At 63.4% G+C, this 20,437-nt stretch carries 12 protein-coding genes and 4 tRNA genes; 2 read left to right on the top strand and 14 right to left on the bottom strand.

All coding sequences use genetic code 11. The annotated features are described in order from the left end of the window. Positions 1-49: 49 nt before the first annotated feature. Positions 50-985, top strand: coding sequence for a hypothetical protein (locus tag ACEN98_RS16890; protein ID WP_413386024.1), 936 nt, complete (start codon positions 50-52; stop codon positions 983-985). A gap of 81 nt (positions 986-1,066) precedes the next feature. Here ACEN98_RS16890 and rpoC read toward each other — a convergent pair whose 3' ends face one another. The 13 genes from rpoC to ACEN98_RS16825 all read right to left on the bottom strand — a co-directional run bounded on the left by rpoC (position 1,067) and on the right by ACEN98_RS16825 (position 15,439). Next, entirely contained in the window at positions 1,067-5,314 is a 4,248-nt protein-coding gene (gene rpoC, locus ACEN98_RS16885) for a DNA-directed RNA polymerase subunit beta' (RefSeq protein WP_413386023.1), read from the bottom strand. A 221-nt stretch (positions 5,315-5,535) separates the two neighbouring features. Further along, complete coding sequence (rpoB, locus tag ACEN98_RS16880; RefSeq protein ID WP_413386022.1) at positions 5,536-9,645, bottom strand: DNA-directed RNA polymerase subunit beta; 4,110 nt, start codon at positions 9,643-9,645, stop codon at positions 5,536-5,538. 283 nt (positions 9,646-9,928) lie between these two features. Then, a complete protein-coding gene (rplL, locus tag ACEN98_RS16875) occupies positions 9,929-10,303 on the bottom strand; it encodes a 50S ribosomal protein L7/L12 (RefSeq protein ID WP_056128709.1) in 375 nt (124 codons plus the stop codon). 51 nt (positions 10,304-10,354) lie between these two features. After that, positions 10,355-10,879 carry a 50S ribosomal protein L10 gene (gene rplJ / locus ACEN98_RS16870; protein WP_056128711.1) on the bottom strand — a complete coding sequence of 175 codons (525 nt, stop codon included), beginning with the start codon at positions 10,877-10,879 and terminating at the stop codon, positions 10,355-10,357. Between the two features lie 340 nt (positions 10,880-11,219). Continuing rightward, the gene (gene rplA, locus ACEN98_RS16865) at positions 11,220-11,915 is read right to left on the bottom strand and encodes a 50S ribosomal protein L1 (protein WP_056128713.1); all 696 of its coding nucleotides are present in this window, start codon (positions 11,913-11,915) and stop codon (positions 11,220-11,222) included. A 1-nt stretch (position 11,916) separates the two neighbouring features. Then, the gene (rplK, locus tag ACEN98_RS16860; protein WP_036239070.1) at positions 11,917-12,348 is read right to left on the bottom strand and encodes a 50S ribosomal protein L11; all 432 of its coding nucleotides are present in this window, start codon (positions 12,346-12,348) and stop codon (positions 11,917-11,919) included. Positions 12,349-12,589: 241 nt separating this feature from the next. Further along, a complete protein-coding gene (nusG, locus tag ACEN98_RS16855) occupies positions 12,590-13,204 on the bottom strand; it encodes a transcription termination/antitermination protein NusG (protein ID WP_413339960.1) in 615 nt (204 codons plus the stop codon). A 2-nt stretch (positions 13,205-13,206) separates the two neighbouring features. Next, positions 13,207-13,593: a preprotein translocase subunit SecE gene (secE, locus tag ACEN98_RS16850; RefSeq protein WP_056128720.1), complete on the bottom strand. Its 387-nt coding sequence runs from the start codon at positions 13,591-13,593 to the stop codon at positions 13,207-13,209. Between the two features lie 37 nt (positions 13,594-13,630). Further along, a tRNA-Trp gene (locus ACEN98_RS16845) sits at positions 13,631-13,706 on the bottom strand. A gap of 176 nt (positions 13,707-13,882) precedes the next feature. Then, positions 13,883-15,073: an elongation factor Tu gene (gene tuf, locus ACEN98_RS16840; RefSeq protein WP_160406738.1), complete on the bottom strand. Its 1,191-nt coding sequence runs from the start codon at positions 15,071-15,073 to the stop codon at positions 13,883-13,885. A gap of 81 nt (positions 15,074-15,154) precedes the next feature. Then, a tRNA-Thr gene (locus ACEN98_RS16835) sits at positions 15,155-15,229 on the bottom strand. A gap of 11 nt (positions 15,230-15,240) precedes the next feature. Next, positions 15,241-15,314, bottom strand: a tRNA-Gly gene (locus tag ACEN98_RS16830). 40 nt (positions 15,315-15,354) lie between these two features. Beyond that, positions 15,355-15,439: transfer RNA gene (locus tag ACEN98_RS16825), tRNA-Tyr, on the bottom strand. A 203-nt stretch (positions 15,440-15,642) separates the two neighbouring features. Between ACEN98_RS16825 and ACEN98_RS16820 the strand changes: the two genes are divergently transcribed. Continuing rightward, positions 15,643-18,882 carry an EAL domain-containing protein gene (locus tag ACEN98_RS16820; RefSeq protein WP_413386021.1) on the top strand — a complete coding sequence of 1,080 codons (3,240 nt, stop codon included), beginning with the start codon at positions 15,643-15,645 and terminating at the stop codon, positions 18,880-18,882. Here the strand turns inward: ACEN98_RS16820 and ACEN98_RS16815 are convergent. Beyond that, positions 18,848-20,437 (bottom strand): HDOD domain-containing protein, encoded by a 1,590-nt coding sequence (locus tag ACEN98_RS16815; protein ID WP_413386020.1) that lies wholly within the window; start codon positions 20,435-20,437, stop codon positions 18,848-18,850. The two genes, ACEN98_RS16820 and ACEN98_RS16815, sit on opposite strands and share 35 nt — an antisense overlap.

The raw sequence follows: 20,437 nt of genomic DNA, 5'->3' as shown, positions 1-20,437 counted from the left end.
CCGCTGAATCGCTTTCGATAACGCCCCTGTCCACTTCGAGGAGCACTCCATGAAACTCGCACTCTCGACCATCGCGCTGGGCGTCGGCCTGGCCTGCGCGTGCCAAGTCGCATCGAGCCAGGCCATCACGGTCGCGCAGCAAGGCAGCGGCAACACCGCAGCCGCGGAACAGGTCGGCCTGACACCATACGACCCGCAAGGGCCGCTCACGACCGCATCGATCACGCAGATTGGCAACAACAACCACGTGGGCGGCCCCGGCGCCACGAGCAGCGGCGTCTTCCAGCGCGACACCAACAGCGGCGTGACCGCCGTGGTCAGCCAGAACGGCACGGGAAACAATGCAGGGATCACGCAGGACGGCGTGAGGGTGTACGGTCGGTTCGACACCAGCATCACACAGCGCGGGAACGGGAACGATGCCGCGATCACGCAGGCCATCGTCACGTCCAGCCCTGTCGTCGTTGACCAGAACGGCAGCGGTAACGTCGCCCGCGTGGAACAGAGTCTCAGCGGCGACACGAGTGCCCAGACGTCGCAGACCGGCACGGGCAACAGGGTGACGGTCATCCAGCGGGACGGCGTGTACTACGGTCCGAAGGTCACCCAGACCGGCGATGGAAATATCGCATCGGTCATCACCGACAGTGCCTACGCCGCCGGCCCGACCATCGTACAAACCGGCACCTCGAACAGCGCCAGTACGGTCCAGCGCGATGGCTGGGATGACTCGCTCACGCTTCGGCAGGAGGGATCGGGCAACACCGCTGACGTCAGCCAGACCGGCGACGGCCAGGTCGCCGACATCCGCCAGATCGGCAACACCAACCTGGCCAGCTTGACCCAGACCGGCGCCAGGAACGCGGCCACGATTGCGCAGATCGGCAGCAGCAACACCTCGACGGTCAGCCAGGCCGGCGAAGGCTACGTGGCCAACGTCAACCAGACGGGCTCGGGCAACTGGACCAACATCTACCAGCACTGAGGCCGGCAGGCGACAGGCAAAAAAAAACGGCACCCCTCGAGGTGCCGTTTTCACTAGCTGATTAAGCTAAGATTTCCGCGATCACTCGCCGTCGCCATGATGCTGTTCGACCGAAGCCGCAGCGTTCTGCTGGTCTTCCATCGCCTGCAGCTCGGCAGCCATGTTGGCCTTCTCCTGCTGCAGCAGCGCTGCGCGCTCTTCCGCTTCCCACGCTTCTTTTTCCTTGCGGGCGCGGTGGAATGCCAGACCGGTACCGCCCGGGATCAGGCGGCCGACGATGACGTTTTCCTTCAGGCCGCGCAGACCGTCGCGCTTGCCCATGATCGCCGCTTCGGTCAGCACGCGGGTGGTTTCCTGGAACGATGCGGCCGAGATGAACGAGTCGGTCGACAGCGATGCCTTGGTAATACCCAGCAGCACGTTTTCGTAGGTCGCCGGCAGCTTGCCTGCGGCCGTCACGCGGTCGTTCTCTTCCAGCAGCTCCGAACGCTCCACCTGCTCGCCGACGATGTAGTCGGTGTCGCCGGCTTCGACGATCTGAACACGACGCAGCATCTGGCGAACGATCACCTCGATGTGCTTGTCGTTGATCTTCACGCCCTGCAGACGGTACACGTCCTGCACTTCGTCGACGATGTAGCGGGCCAGCGCTTCGATACCCAGCAGGCGCAGGATGTCTTGCGGATCGGCCGGGCCGTCCACGATCATCTCGCCCTTGTTCACCACCTGGCCGTCGTGCACCAGCACTTGCTTGTCCTTGGTGATCAGGAACTCGTGCTTGTTGCCGTCCATGTCGGTGATTTCCAGGCGCTGCTTGCCCTTGGTCTCTTTACCGAATGCGACCGTACCGGTGACTTCCGCCAGCATGCCGGCATCTTTCGGCGAACGGGCTTCGAACAGCTCGGCAACGCGCGGCAGACCACCGGTAATGTCACGGGTCTTCTGTGATTCGGTCGGGATACGTGCAAGCACTTCACCCACCGACACTTGCTGGCCATCCTTCACCATGATCAGTGCGCCGACCTGGAAGCCGATCGTCACGGCGTGCTCGGTGCCGGCGATCTTGACTTCCTGGCCTTCGGCGTTGAGCAGCTTGACCTGAGGACGGTTGACCTTGCCAGAACCGCGGCGTTTCGGGTCGATCGCGACCAGGGTCGACAGGCCGGTGACCTCGTCCACCTGGCGAGCGACGGTGACGCCTTCTTCCACGTTCTCGAACTTGATCGTACCGGCGTACTCGGTGATGATCGGACGGGTCAGCGGATCCCACGTTGCCAGCGGCAGGCCGGCTTTCACCACCATGCCGTCCTGGACAGCCAGGGTCGCGCCGTACGGCACCTTGTGACGCTCGCGCTCGCGGCCGTGGTCGTCCGTGATCAGCACTTCGCCCGAACGCGAAATGACGATCTGGGCGCCCTTGCCGTTGGTCACGTAACGCATGGTCGCCGTGAAGCGGACCGTACCGTTCGACTTGGCTTCCACCGACGATGCCACTGCCGCACGCGATGCCGCACCACCGATGTGGAACGTACGCATGGTCAGCTGGGTACCCGGCTCACCGATCGACTGTGCTGCCACCACGCCGACAGCTTCGCCGGAGTTGACCAGCATGCCGCGGCCCAGGTCACGGCCATAGCACTTCGCGCACAGGCCATAACGGGTGTCGCAGTTCAGCGGCGTGCGGACCTTGACTTCGTCGATGCCCAGACGCTCGATCTCTTCGACCATGTCTTCGTCCAGCAGCGTGCCGGCTTCGTACAGGGTCGCCTGCGTTTCCGGATTGACGACGTCGGTACCGGTCACGCGGCCCAGGATACGGTCGCGCAGGGCTTCGATCACTTCACCGCCTTCGACCATCGCCTTCATGTGCGTGCCGTTGGTGGTGCCGCAATCGTCTTCCGTCACGACCAGGTCCTGCGTCACGTCGACCAGACGACGGGTCAGGTAACCCGAGTTTGCCGTCTTCAGCGCGGTGTCGGCCAGACCTTTACGGGCGCCGTGCGTCGAGATGAAGTACTGCAGAACGTTCAGGCCTTCGCGGAAGTTCGCGGTAATCGGCGTTTCGATAATCGAGCCGTCCGGCTTCGCCATCAGGCCGCGCATACCGGCCAGCTGACGGATCTGGGCTGCGGAACCACGGGCGCCCGAGTCGGCCATCATGTAGATGGCGTTGAACGACTCTTGCGTGCCTTGCGTGCCGTCGCGCTTCGTGACCGGCTCCACTTTCAGCTGGTCCATCATCGCCTTGCCCACTTCGTCCGAGGTCTTGCCCCAGATGTCGACGACCTTGTTGTAGCGCTCGCCGGCGGTGACCAGACCCGAGGCGTACTGCTGCTCGATCTGCTTCACTTCCGCTTCGGCGGTCGAGATCATGGTCTTCTTGACGTCCGGGATCAGCATGTCGTCCACGGCGATCGAGATACCGGCGCGCGTTGCGAGACGGAAGCCCGACTGCATCAGCTTGTCGGCGAACACGACGGTCGCACGCAGGCCGCACTTGCGGAACGACGTGTTGATCAGCTTCGAGATTTCCTTCTTCTTCAGCGCGCGGTTCAGCACCGAGAACGGCAGGCCTTTCGGCAGGATCTCGGACAGGATCGCACGGCCGACCGTGGTCTCGTAGCGGGTCAGCGTCTGGTCGAAGCCGCCTTCGGCGTTGCGCGGGAATTCCACGATACGCACGGTGATGCGGGTCGCCAGTTCGACTTCCTTGTTGTCGTACGCGCGGATGACTTCCGACACGTCCGGGAACAGCATGCCTTCGCCCTTGGCGTTGATCGCCTCGCGGGTCGCGTAGTACAGACCCAGCACGATATCCTGCGACGGGACGATCGACGGTTCGCCGTTCGACGGGAACAGGATGTTGTTCGACGCCAGCATCAGCGTGCGCGCTTCCATCTGTGCTTCGATCGACAGCGGGACGTGGACTGCCATCTGGTCACCGTCGAAGTCGGCGTTGAACGCCGCGCAGACCAGCGGGTGCAGCTGGATCGCTTTACCTTCGATCAGGACCGGCTCGAACGCCTGGATACCGAGACGGTGCAGCGTCGGCGCACGGTTCAGCATCACCGGGTGTTCCTTGATGACTTCTTCCAGGATGTCCCAGACGACCGGTTCCTGCTGCTCGACGAGCTTCTTCGCGGCCTTGATGGTCGTTGCCAAACCCATCAGTTCCAGCTTGTTGAAGATGAACGGCTTGAACAGCTCGAGGGCCATCAGCTTCGGCAGACCGCACTGGTGCAGTTTCAGTTGCGGACCCACCACGATGACCGAACGGCCCGAGTAGTCGACGCGCTTGCCCAGCAAGTTCTGACGGAAGCGGCCGCCCTTACCCTTGATCATTTCAGCCAGCGACTTCAGCGGACGCTTGTTGGCGCCGGTCATCGCCTTGCCGCGACGGCCGTTGTCCAGCAGCGAGTCCACTGCTTCCTGCAGCATGCGCTTTTCGTTACGCGTAATGATCTCCGGCGCGCGCAGTTCCATCAGGCGCTTCAGGCGGTTATTACGGTTGATGACGCGGCGATACAGGTCGTTCAGGTCGGACGTGGCGAAACGGCCGCCATCCAGCGGGACGAGCGGACGCAGCTCCGGCGGCAGGACCGGGAGCACTTCCATGATCATCCATTCCGGCTTGATGCCCGAACGCTGGAACGCCTCGAGCACTTTCAGGCGCTTGGCGTATTTCTTGATCTTGGCTTCCGACTTCGACTCTTTGAGTTCGACGCGCAGGGCTTCGGCTTCGCGGTCGATGTCGATCGAGCGCAGCAGTTCACGGATGCCTTCGGCGCCCATGAATGCGGTGAAGTCGTCGCCGTACTCTTCGTACTTGGCGGCGTAGTCGTCTTCCGACATGATCTGGCACTTCTTCAGCGGGGTCATGCCCGGATCGGTCACGACGTATGCTTCGAAGTACAGGACGCGTTCGATATCGCGCAGCGTCATGTCCAGGACCATGCCCAGACGCGACGGCAGCGACTTCAGGAACCAGATGTGCGCGACCGGCGAGGCCAGCTCGATGTGGCCCATGCGCTCACGGCGGACTTTCGCCAGGGTGACTTCGACGCCGCACTTCTCGCAGATGACGCCGCGGTGCTTCAGGCGCTTGTACTTGCCGCACAGGCATTCGTAGTCCTTGATCGGACCAAAGATTTTCGCGCAAAACAGGCCATCACGTTCCGGCTTGAACGTACGGTAGTTGATGGTCTCCGGCTTCTTGACTTCGCCGAACGACCACGAACGGATTTTCTCGGGCGACGCCAGGCCAATCTTGATGGCGTCGAAGCTCTCGTTTTGCTGAACTTGCTTGAATAGATCGAGCAGTGCTTTCATTTATCACTCCGGGTGATTGAATTCTGTATCTACTACTACCGCCAGCTTCTCACTGATTTTCGCCAGTGCTTGCCTGCCTCCACCAGCCCTGAAACCGTCATCCCGGCGCAGGCCGGGATCCAAGTCTTTCGGCGATTCGCCGAACTTGGGTTCCCGCCTGCGCGGGAACGACGATGTCAGGGCCGCGGGCCAGCCCGAAGGCTGGCGGCCGTGCTGCTGTCTTAGCTGCGCTCGAGATCGATGTCGATACCCAGCGAGCGGATTTCCTTCACCAGCACGTTGAACGATTCCGGCATACCTGCGTCGATCACGTGGTCGCCCTTGACCAGGTTCTCGTACACCTTGGTACGGCCGTTCACGTCGTCCGACTTGACGGTCAGCATTTCCTGCAGCACGTACGATGCGCCGTACGCTTCCAGTGCCCACACCTCCATCTCACCGAAGCGCTGGCCACCGAACTGGGCTTTACCGCCCAGCGGCTGCTGCGTCACCAGCGAGTACGGACCGGTCGAGCGGGCGTGCATCTTGTCGTCGACCAGGTGGTGCAGCTTCAGCATGTGCATGAAGCCCACGGTCACCTTGCGCTCGAATGCTTCGCCGGTGCGGCCGTCGTACATCGTGACCTGGTTCTTCGACGGGGTCATGCCCAGGTGGGCCGCGATCTCGTCCGGGAAGGCCAGATCCAGCATGCGACGGATCTCTTCTTCGTGGGCACCGTCGAACACCGGGGTCGCGAACGGCACGCCGTTCTTGAGGTTGTGCGCCAGCTCGACGATTTCCTGGTCGCTGAAGTTGTCCAGGTCTTCCTTCTTGCCCGTTTCGTTGTAGATCTTGCCCAGGAAGGCGCGCAGCTGCTCGGTCTCGGCCTTGGCCTTGATCATTTCGCCCAGGCGCAGGCCCAGGCCTTTCGCTGCCCAACCCAGGTGGGTTTCCAGGATCTGGCCGACGTTCATACGCGACGGAACGCCCAGCGGGTTCAGCACGACGTCGGCCGGCGTACCGTCGGCCATGAACGGCATGTCTTCCACCGGCACGATACGCGAGACCACACCCTTGTTACCGTGGCGGCCTGCCATCTTGTCGCCCGACTGCAGGCGGCGCTTGACGGCCAGGTAGACCTTGACCATCTTCTGCACGCCCGGCTGCAGCTCGTCGCCCTGCGTGAGTTTCTTGCGCTTCTCTTCGAAGGCCAGGTCGAACTGGTGACGCTTCTCGTTGATCGACTCCTTCATCGCCTCCAGCGCGTTGGCGGTTTCGTCGTCGGCCGGACGGATGTCGAACCAGTGGAATTTATCCAGGTCGTCCAGGTAAGCCTTGTCGATCACGGCACCCTTCGCCAGCTTCTTCGGACCGCCGTTGACGGTCTTGCCGACCAGCAGACGCTCCAGACGCTGGAACGCGTCGCCTTCGACGATACGCAGCTGGTCGTTCAAGTCCAGGCGGAAGCGCTTCAGCTCGTCGTCGATGATCTGCTGGGCGCGCTTGTCGCGCACGATGCCTTCGCGGGTGAACACCTGCACGTCGATCACGGTACCGACCATGCCCGACGGCACGCGCAGCGACGTATCTTTCACGTCCGACGCTTTTTCGCCGAAGATCGCGCGCAGCAGCTTCTCTTCCGGCGTCAGCTGGGTTTCGCCCTTCGGCGTCACCTTACCGACCAGCACGTCACCGGCCTGCACTTCGGCGCCGATGTAGACGATGCCCGACTCGTCCAGGCGAGCCAGCTGGTTTTCCGCCAGGTTCGAGATGTCGCGGGTGATTTCTTCAGGGCCCAGCTTCGTGTCGCGTGCGACGACCGACAGTTCCTCGATGTGGATCGAGGTGTAGCGGTCATCCTTGACGACGTTTTCCGAGATCAGGATCGAGTCCTCGAAGTTCAGGCCGTTCCACGGCATGAACGCCACCAGCATGTTCTGGCCCAGTGCCAGTTCGCCCAGGTCGGTCGAGGCGCCGTCGGCGATGACGTCGCCGCGTGCCACGCGATCGCCCACTTTCACGATCGGACGCTGGTTGATGTTGGTGTTCTGGTTCGAACGGGTGTACTTGATCAGGTTGTAGATGTCGACACCGACTTCGCCAGCCTGCGCTTCTTCGTCGTTCACGCGGATCACCACGCGGCCGGCGTCGACGTAATCGACGATACCGCCACGGGTCGCCTGCACGGTCGTGCCCGAGTCGACCGCCACGGTGCGCTCGATGCCGGTACCGACGAAGGCTTTTTCCGGACGCAGGCAAGGCACGGCCTGGCGCTGCATGTTGGCGCCCATCAGTGCGCGGTTCGCGTCATCGTGCTCAAGGAACGGAATCAGCGATGCCGCCACCGACACGATCTGGCCCGGGGCCACGTCCATGTACTGGATGCGTTCCGGCGACACGAGGATGGTCTCGCCCGCTTCACGTGCCGAGACCAGCTCGTCGACCAGTTGGCCTTCTGCGTTGATCTGCGCGTTCGCCTGGGCGATGATGTAGCGGCCTTCTTCGATCGCCGACAGGTATTCGATCTTGTCGGTGACTTTCGAACCTTCGACCTTGCGGTACGGGGTTTCCAGGAAGCCGTATTCGTTCAGGCGGGCAAACAGTGCCAGCGAGTTGATCAGGCCGATGTTCGGGCCTTCAGGCGTTTCGATCGGGCAGACGCGGCCGTAGTGGGTCGGGTGCACGTCGCGGACTTCGAAGCCGGCGCGCTCGCGGGTCAGGCCGCCCGGGCCCAGTGCGGAGACACGGCGTTTGTGCGTGATTTCCGACAGCGGGTTGGTCTGGTCCATGAACTGCGACAGCTGCGACGAACCGAAGAATTCGCGGATCGCGGCCGAGATCGGCTTGCTGTTGATCAGGTCGTGCGGCATCAGGTTGTCCGCTTCGGCCTGGCCGAGGCGTTCCTTGACGGCGCGCTCCACGCGCACGAGGCCGGCGCGGAACTGGTTTTCGGCCAGTTCGCCCACGCAACGCACGCGGCGGTTACCCAGGTGGTCGATATCGTCGACTTCGCCGCGGCCATTGCGCAGCTCGACCAGGATCTTGATCACGGCCAGGATGTCTTCGTTCGACAGGGTCATGTCGCCGACCAGTTCGTCACGGCCGATACGGCGGTTGAACTTCATGCGTCCGACGGCCGACAGGTCGTAGCGTTCCGGGCTGTAGAACAGGCCGTGGAACAGCGCTTCCACCGATTCTTCGGTCGGCGGTTCGCCAGGACGCATCATGCGGTAGATCGCCACGCGGGCAGCGGTCTGGTCGGCCGTGTCGTCGGTGCGCAGCGTCTGCGAGATGTAGGCGCCCTGGTCCAGGTCGTTGGTGTACAGCGTCTGGATCGCGTCGATGTTGGCGTCGCGCAGCTTGCCCAGCAGCTCGTCGGTCAGCTCGTCGTTGGCGTTGGCGATGATCTCGCCGGTGTCGCCGTCGACGACGTTCTTCGCCAGCACGCGGCCGACCAGGTAGTCTTCCGGCACCGAGATGTGCGTGATGCCGGCGTTCTCGACGTCGCGCACGTTCTTGGCGTTGATGCGCTTGTCCTTCGTTACCAGCGTCTTGCCGGTCTTCGGATCGACGATGTCGAAGCGCGCGACTTCACCGCGCAGGCGCTCGGCCACGAATTCCAGTTCCGCGCCTTCCGAGCGCAGGTTGAAGTTGTCGAACACGAAGAAGTTCGCGAGGATCTGCTCCGGCGTCATGCCGATGGCTTTCAGCAGGATCGTCACCGGCATCTTGCGGCGGCGGTCGACGCGGAAGAACAGGATGTCCTTCGGGTCGAACTCGAAGTCCAGCCACGAGCCGCGGTAAGGAATGATACGTGCCGAGAACAGCAGCTTGCCCGACGAGTGCGTCTTGCCGCGGTCGTGCTCGAAGAACACGCCCGGCGAACGGTGCAGCTGCGAGACGATCACGCGCTCGGTGCCGTTGATCACGAACGAACCGTTGGCGGTCATGAGCGGCAGTTCGCCCATGTACACTTCCTGTTCCTTCATTTCCTTCACGACGGGCTTGGTCGGCGATTCCTTGTCCAGGATCACCAGGCGCACCTTGGCGCGCAGCGGCGACGCGAAGGTCAGGCCGCGTTGTTGGCATTCCTTGACGTCGAAAGCGGGGTCACCCAGCACGTAGGAGAGGAACTCGAGGCGCGCAAAACCGTTGTGCGACACGATCGGGAAGATGGAGGTGAAAGCCGATTGCAGACCTTCGTTCTTGCGTACGGAGGGCCCTGCATCCGCTTGCAGGAAATTCTCGTAAGACTCCAGCTGCGTAGCGAGGAGGTAGGGAACGTTGTGAACGTTGGCGCGCTTCGCGAACGACTTGCGAATGCGTTTCTTCTCAGTAAATGAGTAGTGCATGGACACTCCGTGAGTGACAGAAAGGATGAGAATTCAGGAATTGCCAGTGGTTAAGCCACCACATGCAAGGCCTCAAATCTCGCCGCAATCGGCCGGGTGATTGGGAACCTGTGCTGCTGTGTTACGATAATGCTGTGCTGCGGTGCTACCAAAACCTAAGGGTACTGCTTGTTTTGTCGTAGGGACGACAAAAGAGCCAAAGCCGCATACCCCACCTTCCGGCGGGGATCTGCGCGCTTTGACTCCGGCGCGGGGCGCTGATTCAGCGCCCTTTGCATATGTATTACTTGAGCTCAGCCTTGGCGCCAGCTTCTTCCAGCTTCTTCTTGGCGGCTTCAGCGTCAGCTTTCGGCAGGGCTTCCTTGACGGTCTTCGGTGCGCCATCAACGACGTCCTTGGCTTCTTTCAGGCCCAGGCCGGTGATTTCGCGGACGGCCTTGATGACGCCGACCTTGTTCGCGCCGACTTCGGTCAGGACGACGTTGAATTCGGTCTGCTCTTCAGCAGCCGGTGCAGCGGCGCCGCCGCCAGCTGCCGGTGCGGCCATTGCAGCTGCCGACACGCCGAACTTCTCTTCGAATGCCTTGACCAGGTCGTTCAGTTCCATGACCGACATTGCGCCAACTGCGTCCAGGAACTCTTCTTTGCTAATTGCCATTTGAAACTCCAAATATTTGATTGTGATTAGTACTTGACCAAAAAGGCTTGCTTATTCTGCTGCTGCGGCTTCTGCCGGAGCTGCGGAACCTTCGCCTTTTTGTGCTGCGATTGCAGCCAGAACTCGTGCAAAGCCGGACACCGGAGCCTGCATGACGCCCAGCAGCTGGGCGATGAGGACTTCACGGCTCGGGATGCTTGCCAGCGCGTTCACGCCAGCGACATCCAGGTTCTTGCCAGCGTAGTTACCGCCCTTGACCACCAGTTTGTCGTTGGTCTTCGAGAAGTCGCTGAGCACCTTGGCGGCTGCCACGGCGTCGTCCGAGATCGAGTAGATCAGCGGACCAACCATGGTGTCGGCCAGGGGTGCGAACTGGGTGCCTTCCACAGCGCGACGAGCCAGCGTGTTCTTCAGAACACGCAGGTACACGCCCTGCGAACGAGCATTTGCACGGAGTTTCGTCAGAGCACTAACCTGGATGCCACGGTACTCGGCGACGACGATGGTTTGCGCGGTTGCTACTTTCGCGCTAACTTCTTCGACGACGACCTTTTTGTCATTCAGATTAAGACCCACGGTCAATCTCCTTAAATGATGTGAGGGACGTCCCCCGCATCGGTTCGAACACGGCGTCCGAAGTTAAGAAGTACGACAAAAGCATCGACTACAAAACTTGTTCGGGTTCGCCATCTGCGTTGGGTGTATCTATTAACCTCCGGCCCAACCTGCTGCCTTCGGCCCAACGGTCTTTGATTGCCTGGCGGGGTTCAGTCCGCCAGCCCAAAGATCCGCCCCGCGATATTCTGCAAGGACTTAATTCTTTTCCTGGTCTGCATGGTGGGCTCAGGGAGTCCACCCTACGATCCATCGATAACCGTAGGGTGGGCACCCCGTGCCCACCAAACGTTTACATCTATTAAGCAGCCAGGGTAGCGTGATCGACACGCACGCCCGCGCCCATGGTCGACGAGATCGCGACCTTGCGCAGGTAGATACCCTTCGACGAAGCCGGCTTGGCCTTGTTCAGAGCGTCGATCAGCGCGACCAGGTTGGTCTTCAGCTGTTCGTCGCTGAACGACTTGCGGCCGATCGTGGCGTGGATGATACCTGCCTTGTCGGTACGGTACTGGACCTGACCGGCCTTGGCGTTGCGCACGGCGCCAGCCACGTCCGGGGTCACGGTGCCGACTTTCGGGTTCGGCATCAGGCCGCGCGGGCCCAGGATCTGGCCCAGGGTACCGACGATACGCATGGTGTCCGGCGAAGCGATGACGACGTCGAACGGCATGTCGCCGGCCTTGACGCGCTCTGCCAGGTCTTCCATGCCGACGATGTCGGCGCCGGCGGCTTTAGCCTGCTCGGCCTTGTCGCCCTGTGCGAAGACGGCGACGCGCACGGTCTTGCCGGTACCAGCCGGCAGGACGACGGAACCGCGGACGACCTGGTCCGACTTCTTCGGATCCACGCCCAGTTGCACGGCGACGTCGATCGACTCGTTGAACTTGGCGGTTGCGAATTCTTTGACGATTGCAACGGCGTTGTCGAAAGCGTAGGCCTTGTTACGGTCGACCTTGGCTTTGATTTCTTTGACGCGCTTGGACAGCTTGGCCATATTAGATACCCTCCACCGTGATGCCCATCGAACGAGCCGAGCCGGCCACGACGCGCACAGCAGCGTCCAGGTCAGCGGCGGTCAGGTCCGGCTGCTTGATTTTTGCGATTTCTTCAGCCTGGGCACGGGTCAGCGTGCCGACCTTGTCGGTGTGCGGCTTCGGCGAACCTTTGGTAACGCCCGAGAATTTCTTGATCAGGTACGTTGCAGGCGGGGTCTTCATCTCGAAGGTGAACGACTTGTCCGCGAAGGCGGTGATCACGACCGGAATCGGCATGCCCGGTTCCATGCCTTGAGTCTTGGCATTGAAGGCCTTGCAGAATTCCATGATGTTCAGACCGCGCTGGCCGAGGGCCGGGCCGATCGGAGGGGACGGGTTTGCTTTACCAGCCGGCACTTGCAGCTTGATAAAACCGACGATTTTCTTTGCCATGATAGGCTCCTTTGTCGATTATGAGTGGTAGCGCTCCACCATACCGGCGCTCCGATCAAGCTACTGCGCGTTGCATTTTCGGTCTGCGATGCTCGCTGTACTGAAGTACAGCTGCGCTTCTCAGGCTGGGCGCCCCCACCGAAACTGCCGCCGCTCGCTACGCTTTCTCGGAGTGCCTTTTCCTGGCGGAGCTCCTCTTATCGGATTCCGCCTTGCTGCTGCGACGCTCCGATTCGGCGTTTTAGACTTTCTCTACCTGCCCGAACTCCAGTTCCACCGGAGTCGCGCGGCCGAAGATGGTGACAGACACACGCACCTTCGATTTTTCGTAGTTGACTTCCTCGACAGAGCCGTTGAAGTCGGTGAACGGGCCTTCCTTGATCCGCACCTGCTCGCCCACTTCGTACAGCACTTTGGGCCGCGGTTTCTCGACACCTTCCTGGACCTGCTGCATGATCTTGTCGATCTCGCGCGCCGGAATCGGTGTCGGCTTGTTGCTCTTGCCGCCGATGAAGCCGGTGACTTTCGGCGTGTTCTTCACGAGGTGCCAGGTCTCGTCGGTCATTTCCATCTCGACCAGCACATAACCCGGGAAGAAGCGACGCTCGGTCACCGATTTGCTGCCATTCTTGACTTCGACCACTTCTTCGGTCGGAACCAGGATGCGGCCGAATTGTTCCTGCATGCCGCCGCGCTCGATGCGGTCGGTCAGGCCGCGCATCACGCTCTTCTCCATGCCGGAGTAGACATGCACGACGTACCAGCGCTTGTTGCTGACCGGAGTACTCAGCGGCGCACCAGCGTCTTGTGCCGGGGCGTCACCCGGCACGTTATCTTGCTGAACGTTATCGCTCATTATTATTTCCACCCCAGGATCACGTCGTACATCAGAAATTCCAGAATCTTATCCGTGCCCCACAGGAAAATTGCCATCACCAGCACGAACCCGAACACCACGGCGGTGATCTGGGTCGCTTCCTTGCGGGTAGGCCATACAACCTTCTTCGTTTCACGTACGGATTCCTTCGCGAAGCTCAGGAAATCGCGGCCGGTCGCGGAAGTCCACAACAGCAGGACGGCAATAGCCAAACCAGCCACGAGTGCGCCTGCGCACATCAGGGCTGGTTTGTTCTGGCCTTTCAGAATGAAAAAGCCGACCACACCTGCAATCGTAGCAACCACTGCCAGCGCGACCTTGAACTTGTCGTTCGAGGTGCCGACGGTTTGCACGGATTGATTAGACATACTTAATTTACTTTCGGGTGCCTGGCACCGAATTCGGTGGCAGGGGCGGAGGGCATCGAACCCCCAACCTTCGGTTTTGGAGACCGACGCTCTGCCAATTGAGCTACGCCCCTACAAAAACTTCTAGTTGAATCGAGCATTATACGCTACTTGGGTATTTCGCGCAACACTCTATTGTTGGGCGGAACAGAATCGTTCCGCCCGGAGCTTGGCGGGGAATTCGTGGAGCGACGCTCCACGCCCGCCGAGCGGCTCGTCCATTCAAGGGCGAGCCTCTTGCAACATTTACTTAGGCGATGATCTTGGCAACCACGCCGGCGCCGACGGTACGGCCGCCTTCGCGGATTGCGAAGCGCAGACCTTCTTCCATCGCGATCGGAGCGATCAGCTTGACGGTGATCGACACGTTGTCGCCCGGCATGACCATCTCTTTGTCGGCCGGCAGAACGATCGAGCCGGTCACGTCAGTCGTACGGAAGTAGAACTGCGGACGGTAGTTGTTGAAGAACGGGGTGTGACGGCCGCCTTCGTCCTTCGACAGGACGTACACTTCGCCCGTGAAGTCGGTGTGCGGCTTGATCGAACCCGGCTTGGCCAGAACCTGGCCACGCTGGACGTCTTCACGCTTGGTACCGCGCAGCAGCAGGCCGACGTTGTCGCCAGCTTGACCCTGGTCCAGCAGCTTGCGGAACATTTCCACGCCGGTGCAGGTCGTCTTGACCGTATCGACGATACCGACGATTTCGATCTCTTCGCCGACCTTGATGATGCCGCGCTCGACACGACCGGTCACCACGGTACCGCGGCCCGAGATCGAGAACACGTCTTCCACCGGCATCAGGAAGGCGCCGTCAACAGCACGTTCCGGGGTCGGGATGTAGGTGTCCAGGGCTTCAGCCAGGCGGATGATGCAGTCTTCGCCCATTTCGCCCTGCTGGCCTTCCAGCGCCATACGAGCCGAACCCTTGATGATCGGCAGGTCGTCGCCCGGGAACTCGTACTTCGAGAGCAGCTCGCGCACTTCCATTTCGACCAGTTCCAGCAGTTCCGCGTCGTCGACCAGGTCGCACTTGTTCAGGAACACGATGATGTACGGAACACCCACCTGGCGAGCCAGCAGGATGTGTTCGCGGGTCTGCGGCATCGGGCCGTCAGCAGCGGAGCACACCAGGATCGCGCCGTCCATCTGCGCTGCGCCGGTGATCATGTTCTTGATGTAGTCGGCGTGGCCCGGGCAGTCGACGTGTGCGTAGTGGCGGTTGGCCGTTTCGTACTCGACGTGCGCGGTGTTGATGGTGATGCCGCGTGCTTTTTCTTCCGGAGCCGCGTCGATCTGGTCGTACGCCTTGGCTTCGCCGCCGAATTTCTTCGACAGAACGGTTGCGATTGCAGCCGTCAGGGTGGTTTTGCCGTGGTCAACGTGACCGATGGTGCCGACGTTCACGTGCGGCTTGGTCCGTTCGAATTTTTCCTTTGCCATTCTAGACTCCTAAGATCCTAACGATATTGAAAATTACCAGGCACACCTGACGGTCGAAACAGCCGACAGCCGTTTAAATTCTGGTGCCCTTGACGTGGATTGAACACGTGGCCTCTCCCTTACCAAGGGAGTGCTCTACCACTGAGCTACAAGGGCTGATTTGAAACTGGAGCGGGTGAAGGGAATCGAACCCTCGTCATAAGCTTGGAAGGCTTCAGCTCTACCATTGAGCTACACCCGCGAGGTACCACGAATTCGATTCACTACACGATCAACGCATTTGGTGGTGGGGGCTGGATTCGAACCAGCGTACTCAGAGAGGGCAGATTTACAGTCTGCTGCCTTTAACCACTCGGCCACCCCACCGCGAAGAACCGCAGAGTATGAAGCAAGATAACAACTTCGTCAACTGGTTTTGCTTGAACCGATCAAACTCAAACAGTGTCGTTGCTTCGGGGCGTGATTGTAACGGCCGCAGTACAACTCCGCAAGGGCTGTTTGCAAGAATCCCTGCCGAGCGGTCCAACCATGCATTTGCGCGTACACTGTATTGACGTCAGAGGCGCCCCATGGACCAGCATCGCACCGGCAATCACGAAGGGCACGCGCTTCGGCTGTGGCTGGCCAACCTGGCGACCATTGCCGTCTATATCGGCACCCTTCTCCTTAGCCGCGCGCTGGCCCTGCCCGCGGGCTATGCCACACCCGTGTACCTGCCGGCCGGCGTCGGGTTCGCCTTGAGCGTCACGTTCGGCTGGCGCGCCCTCCCCGGCGTCGCCATCGGCGCGTGCCTGTCGCACCTGCCCGACGGCTGGATGGACCCCGACATCGCGCCCGCGACCGCGGTCCTCGCGACGACGGTCGCCACGCTGGGCTCGCTCGTGCAGGCCTGGCTGGGCGCCCGCTGGTTCCGCCGCTTCGTCGACCCGGCCCTCGGCACGGCGCGCGACGTCGCCCGTTTCCTTGCGCTGGCACCCATGTTCTGCCTGATCAACGCCACCGCCAACGTGTCCGCCCTGTACCGGCTGGACGTGGTGACGGCGGCCGAACGGGCACCGAACTGGATCAACTGGTGGGCCGGCGACACCGTGGGCGTCCTGCTGGCCGCCCCGCTCGTCTGGATCGTGTGCGGCCAGCCGCGCCGACTGTGGCGCCGGCGGGCGCGCCTCGTCGCCCTGCCGCTGCTGCTGGCGGCCGGCGTCGTCATGGCCGCCTACGAGCAGACCGTGCGGTGGGAACACCAGCAATACCTGCAGGCCTACCGCCTGAAGGCCCAGCAGGTGGCCGACGAGCTGCAGGCCGAGCTGCGCGAGCACGAACGCTTCGTCGGCACGTTCTCGCGCACGCTTGCGGCGGAAGACCGGTTCATGGATCCCGCCAAGTTCCTGAACATCGCCAGCGGCTACGTCGACGGCCGGCCGGAGATCGCCGCCATCAACTGGCTGGTGCCCGTCACGCTGGCCGAACGCGCGGCGTTCGAAACGTGGGTGCGCACGCACGTCGACGCCGCGTTCGCCGGCGTGCGCGACGTGACCCGGACACAGGGCCTGCATCCGGCCGGTCCGCGCGCGCAATACCTGCCCCTGCTGTACACCTGGCCCCCGTCCAATGCGAGCATCCGCGGCATGGACTACCTGACGGCGCCGGGGCGCACGGAAGCGGTGTCGCGCGCGCTGGCCGGCACACGCCCGATCGCGACGGGGCCGGTCGAGCTGGCATCCAACGGCGCCAACGGCATCGGCCTGTTTCGCTCGGTCGGCGCGCCCGGCCGGCCGCCGCTGGGGGTATTGGCCCTGATCCTGGATGCCCATGCTTTCGTGCGGCAGGCGGTCGTGCGCGCAGGCTTCTCGGGCTTCGACATCAGCCTGGCGGATACGACCGGCCGCGGCCCGCCCATCGCGCTGGTGGGCACCCCCGGCCGGCACGTGGTCAGCGGCGACTACACCGTGCCGCTCACGTACGGCGGCCGCACCCTGCAACTGCGCTTCACGCCCACGGCCGCCTACATGGAAGGCGAACGGGGACTCGCGAGCTGGATCGTGATCACGACCGGCCTGCTGCTGGCCGCGCTGCTGGGCGCGCTGATGCTGATCGTCAGCGGCGAGCGCGCCCAGATCGAGGCCCAGGTGGCGGAGCGCACGGCGCGCCTGCAGGCCATCCTGGACAATGCCGCCGACGCCATCGTTACCGTCAACGCGCGCGGCACGGTGCTGTCGGCCAACCGCGCCACGACCGCGCTGTTCGGCTACCCGCCGAATCACCTGCCGGGCCTCGCGTTCACGACGCTGGTGCCGGGCCATGGCGACGAAGACAGCCTGGGCCTGCTGGCGCGCCTGGCCGACAGCAGGCCCGACGAACGCCAGCTGGACGGCCTGAACGCGCGCGGCGAGCCGCTGCCGCTCGCGGTGGCGGTGTCCATCGTCGACCTGGCCGGGGAGCGCCTGTACGTGTGCATCCTGCGCGACCTGACGGAGCAGCAGCGTGCGCAGGCGCGCATCCACCGCCTGGCCCACCACGACCCGCTGACGGGCCTGGAGAACCGCCATGCGCTCGGCATGCGCCTGGAGCAGCAGCTCGCCCAGGCGCGCCGCAACCGGCAGCCGCTGGCCGTGCTGTTCATCGACCTCGACCATTTTAAAAAGATCAACGATTCGCTCGGCCACCAGGCGGGCGACGAACTGCTGGTGGGCGCGGCCACGCGCATGAAGGACCTGCTGCGCGACGTCGACAGCCTCGCCCGCCTCGGCGGCGACGAATTCATCATCGTGCTGTGCGGCCCGCTTTCCCCCGACAGCGTGAGCGCGGTGGCGGTGCGCCTCGTGGCCTCGCTGCAGCAGCCCTACCGCCTGGCCGGCACGACGGCGCACAGCGGCGCCAGCGTGGGCGTGGCCCTGTTCCCCGAGGACGGCCACGATGCGGACACGCTGCTGCGCCACGCCGACATGGCGATGTACGCGGCCAAGCGCGAAGGCCGCGGCAATTTCCAGTTCTTCTCGCCCGCCATGAACGCGGCCACGCACGAACACCTGCTGCTGGAAAACCGCATGTGGGCGACGCTGGAGAACGGCGGCTTCGACGTCCACCTGCAGGCCCAGGTCGAGCTCGAGACGGGACGCGTGATCGGCGCCGAGGTGCTGCTGCGCTGGCACGACCCGGAGCTGGGCAGCGTCGAACCCGGGCGCTTCATCCCCATCGCCGAGGAATCGGGCCTGATCCTGCCGCTGGGCGACTGGGTGCTGGCGCGCGCGATGGCCCTGCTGGCCGAGTGGCGCGACGACGGCATGGACCACCTGCGCCTGGCCGTGAACCTGTCGGCGCGCCAGTTCAGCGGCGGCGCCCTGCTGTCGCGCCTCGACGAGCTGCTCGCGGAGCACGCGATCGACCCGGCGCGGATGGAACTGGAGATCACGGAAACGGCCGCCATGCGCGACCCGGAAAACACGCGCAGCCTGCTGCTGCAGCTGCGCGCGCGCGGCTTCAAGCTGGCCATCGACGACTTCGGCACGGGGTATTCGTCGCTGGCCTACCTGAAGCTGTTCGCGATCGACCGCATCAAGATCGACCGCGGCTTCGTGCGCGACATCGAGACGAATCCGAACGACGCCGCCATCGTCGACGCGACCATCGGCCTGGCCCATGCGCTCGGGCTGGGCGTGATCGCGGAAGGCGTGGAAACCCACGCGCAATGGGGCTTCCTGCGCGACCGCAACAGCGACGAAGCGCAGGGCTACCTGTTCGGGCGGCCGATGCCGGCGCGCGAATTCCGGGAATTCGTCAGGGCGCGAGCGCAGCCAGTACCTGGCCCTTGAGCGCCTTGATGAGGGCCGTTTCGTCGGGCGGCACGCCTTCCGGCGCGAGCTCCGTGCGGTCGGCATAGAACAGGCCCAGCTGCACCTTGCCCACCACCAGCGGCAGCACGATGAAGCTCCGCGCGTCGGGCAGCAACGCCTTGTGCCAGGCCGGCAGCAGGTCGCGGATCTTGGCGCCGCGCGCATCCGAGATCATGAGGTCGGCGTCGTTTTCCATCGCCAGATAGAACAGATCGCGCGCGCTCTTTTCTCCGGCGGGCGCCAGCGGAAACGTGAAGCCTTCCTGCACGCGCGCCTGCGCGAGCCCGAACGATGCGCGGGCCCGGTACTGGCCGGCGCGCACGTCCTTCAGCACGACCGTCGCGAAGCGGAAGCCCAGCGCCGTGTACAGCGTCTCCAGCACGGCCATGACGACGTCGTTGACCTTGTGCCGGCCGGACGCGCGCATCTGGGTGACGTCCTGCACGCCCGCCAGCAGCAGGTCGCGCGCGTTCTTCGGCTTGCCGCTCGGGTACGTGCCCTGCTCTTCCTCTTCCCCGCCGAGGGTCGCCAGCAGCAGGACGTTGGGCAGGCCGCCCTTGTCTTCCTGCGGCGCGCGGCGCGGCATGGGCTGCAAATTCATGCTCTGCAGGAGGCTCGTCATTTCGAACGCGACCGTCTCGAACAACTCGTCCAGCTCGGCCGCGCCGAGGTTCAGCGCGGTGCCGTAGCGCGCCAGCAGCGCCTGCGCTTCCGGCGTGTCGGACGGCGTGGGGGTCCTGCCCATCAGGCGCGCCACGTCCAGGCTGAACGACGCCACCTGGCGCATCCATTCGCCGCGGTTGACGGCCAGCTTGAGCGCCCCTGCCTCCAGCGGGCGCTGGGCGTGCATGATCACGGCCGGGATCATCCACTCGCCCAGCACGGCTTCGGACAGCGCGTCGAAGCCGCAGCCGAGGATCATCTGCGCGGCCTGTGCGGGCGTGTGCTTGCCGGTGGCGAGGAGGGCCTGGATCTCGCGGTAGCGGTCATGCTCGTGCGACGCGACCAGCAGCGCGCCGAGATTCTTGAACAGCGCGCTGATCGACGCTTCCTCCGCGCCCTGGTAAAAGCTGTGGCGCGCCATTTCGCGGCCGACGAGACTCGCGCACAGCGACGCTTCCAGTTCCATGCGCACGCTGTACGCATGGTCGCTGCTGGCCAGCGCGTCGACGAGCAGCATCGCCAGCGCGACCGTGCGCACGTTGTCGAAGCCCAGCAGGGAAATGGCACGCGACACCGTCGTGACGGCCGTGCCGGCCGCCGTGCGGTAGCGGACCGTGTTCGCCAGGCGCAGGATGCGCTGCGTGAGCGCGACGTCGGACAGCACATAGTGCGCGAGATCGTGGGTGCCCTGGTCTTCCGAGGTCGCCATCTGCACGACGCGCGCGATGGCGCTGCCCAGCGCGAACATGTCGTCGTCGCCGCAGACCTTCTGCAGCAGCGCGGCGCGCACGCGGCGGCCCCCGTCCGTCGGCTGGAACGGCGCGGCGTTCGTGTTGGGATTGGAAGCGGGGCTCCCGACTGCAGGAATCAT

Source organism: Massilia sp. CT11-137, from assembly GCF_047302885.1.
GTDB classification, from domain to species: domain Bacteria; phylum Pseudomonadota; class Gammaproteobacteria; order Burkholderiales; family Burkholderiaceae_D; genus Telluria; species Telluria orientalis.
The sequence above is the reverse complement of the archived record's forward strand: the minus strand, read 5'-3'. Positions and strand labels throughout refer to the sequence as shown.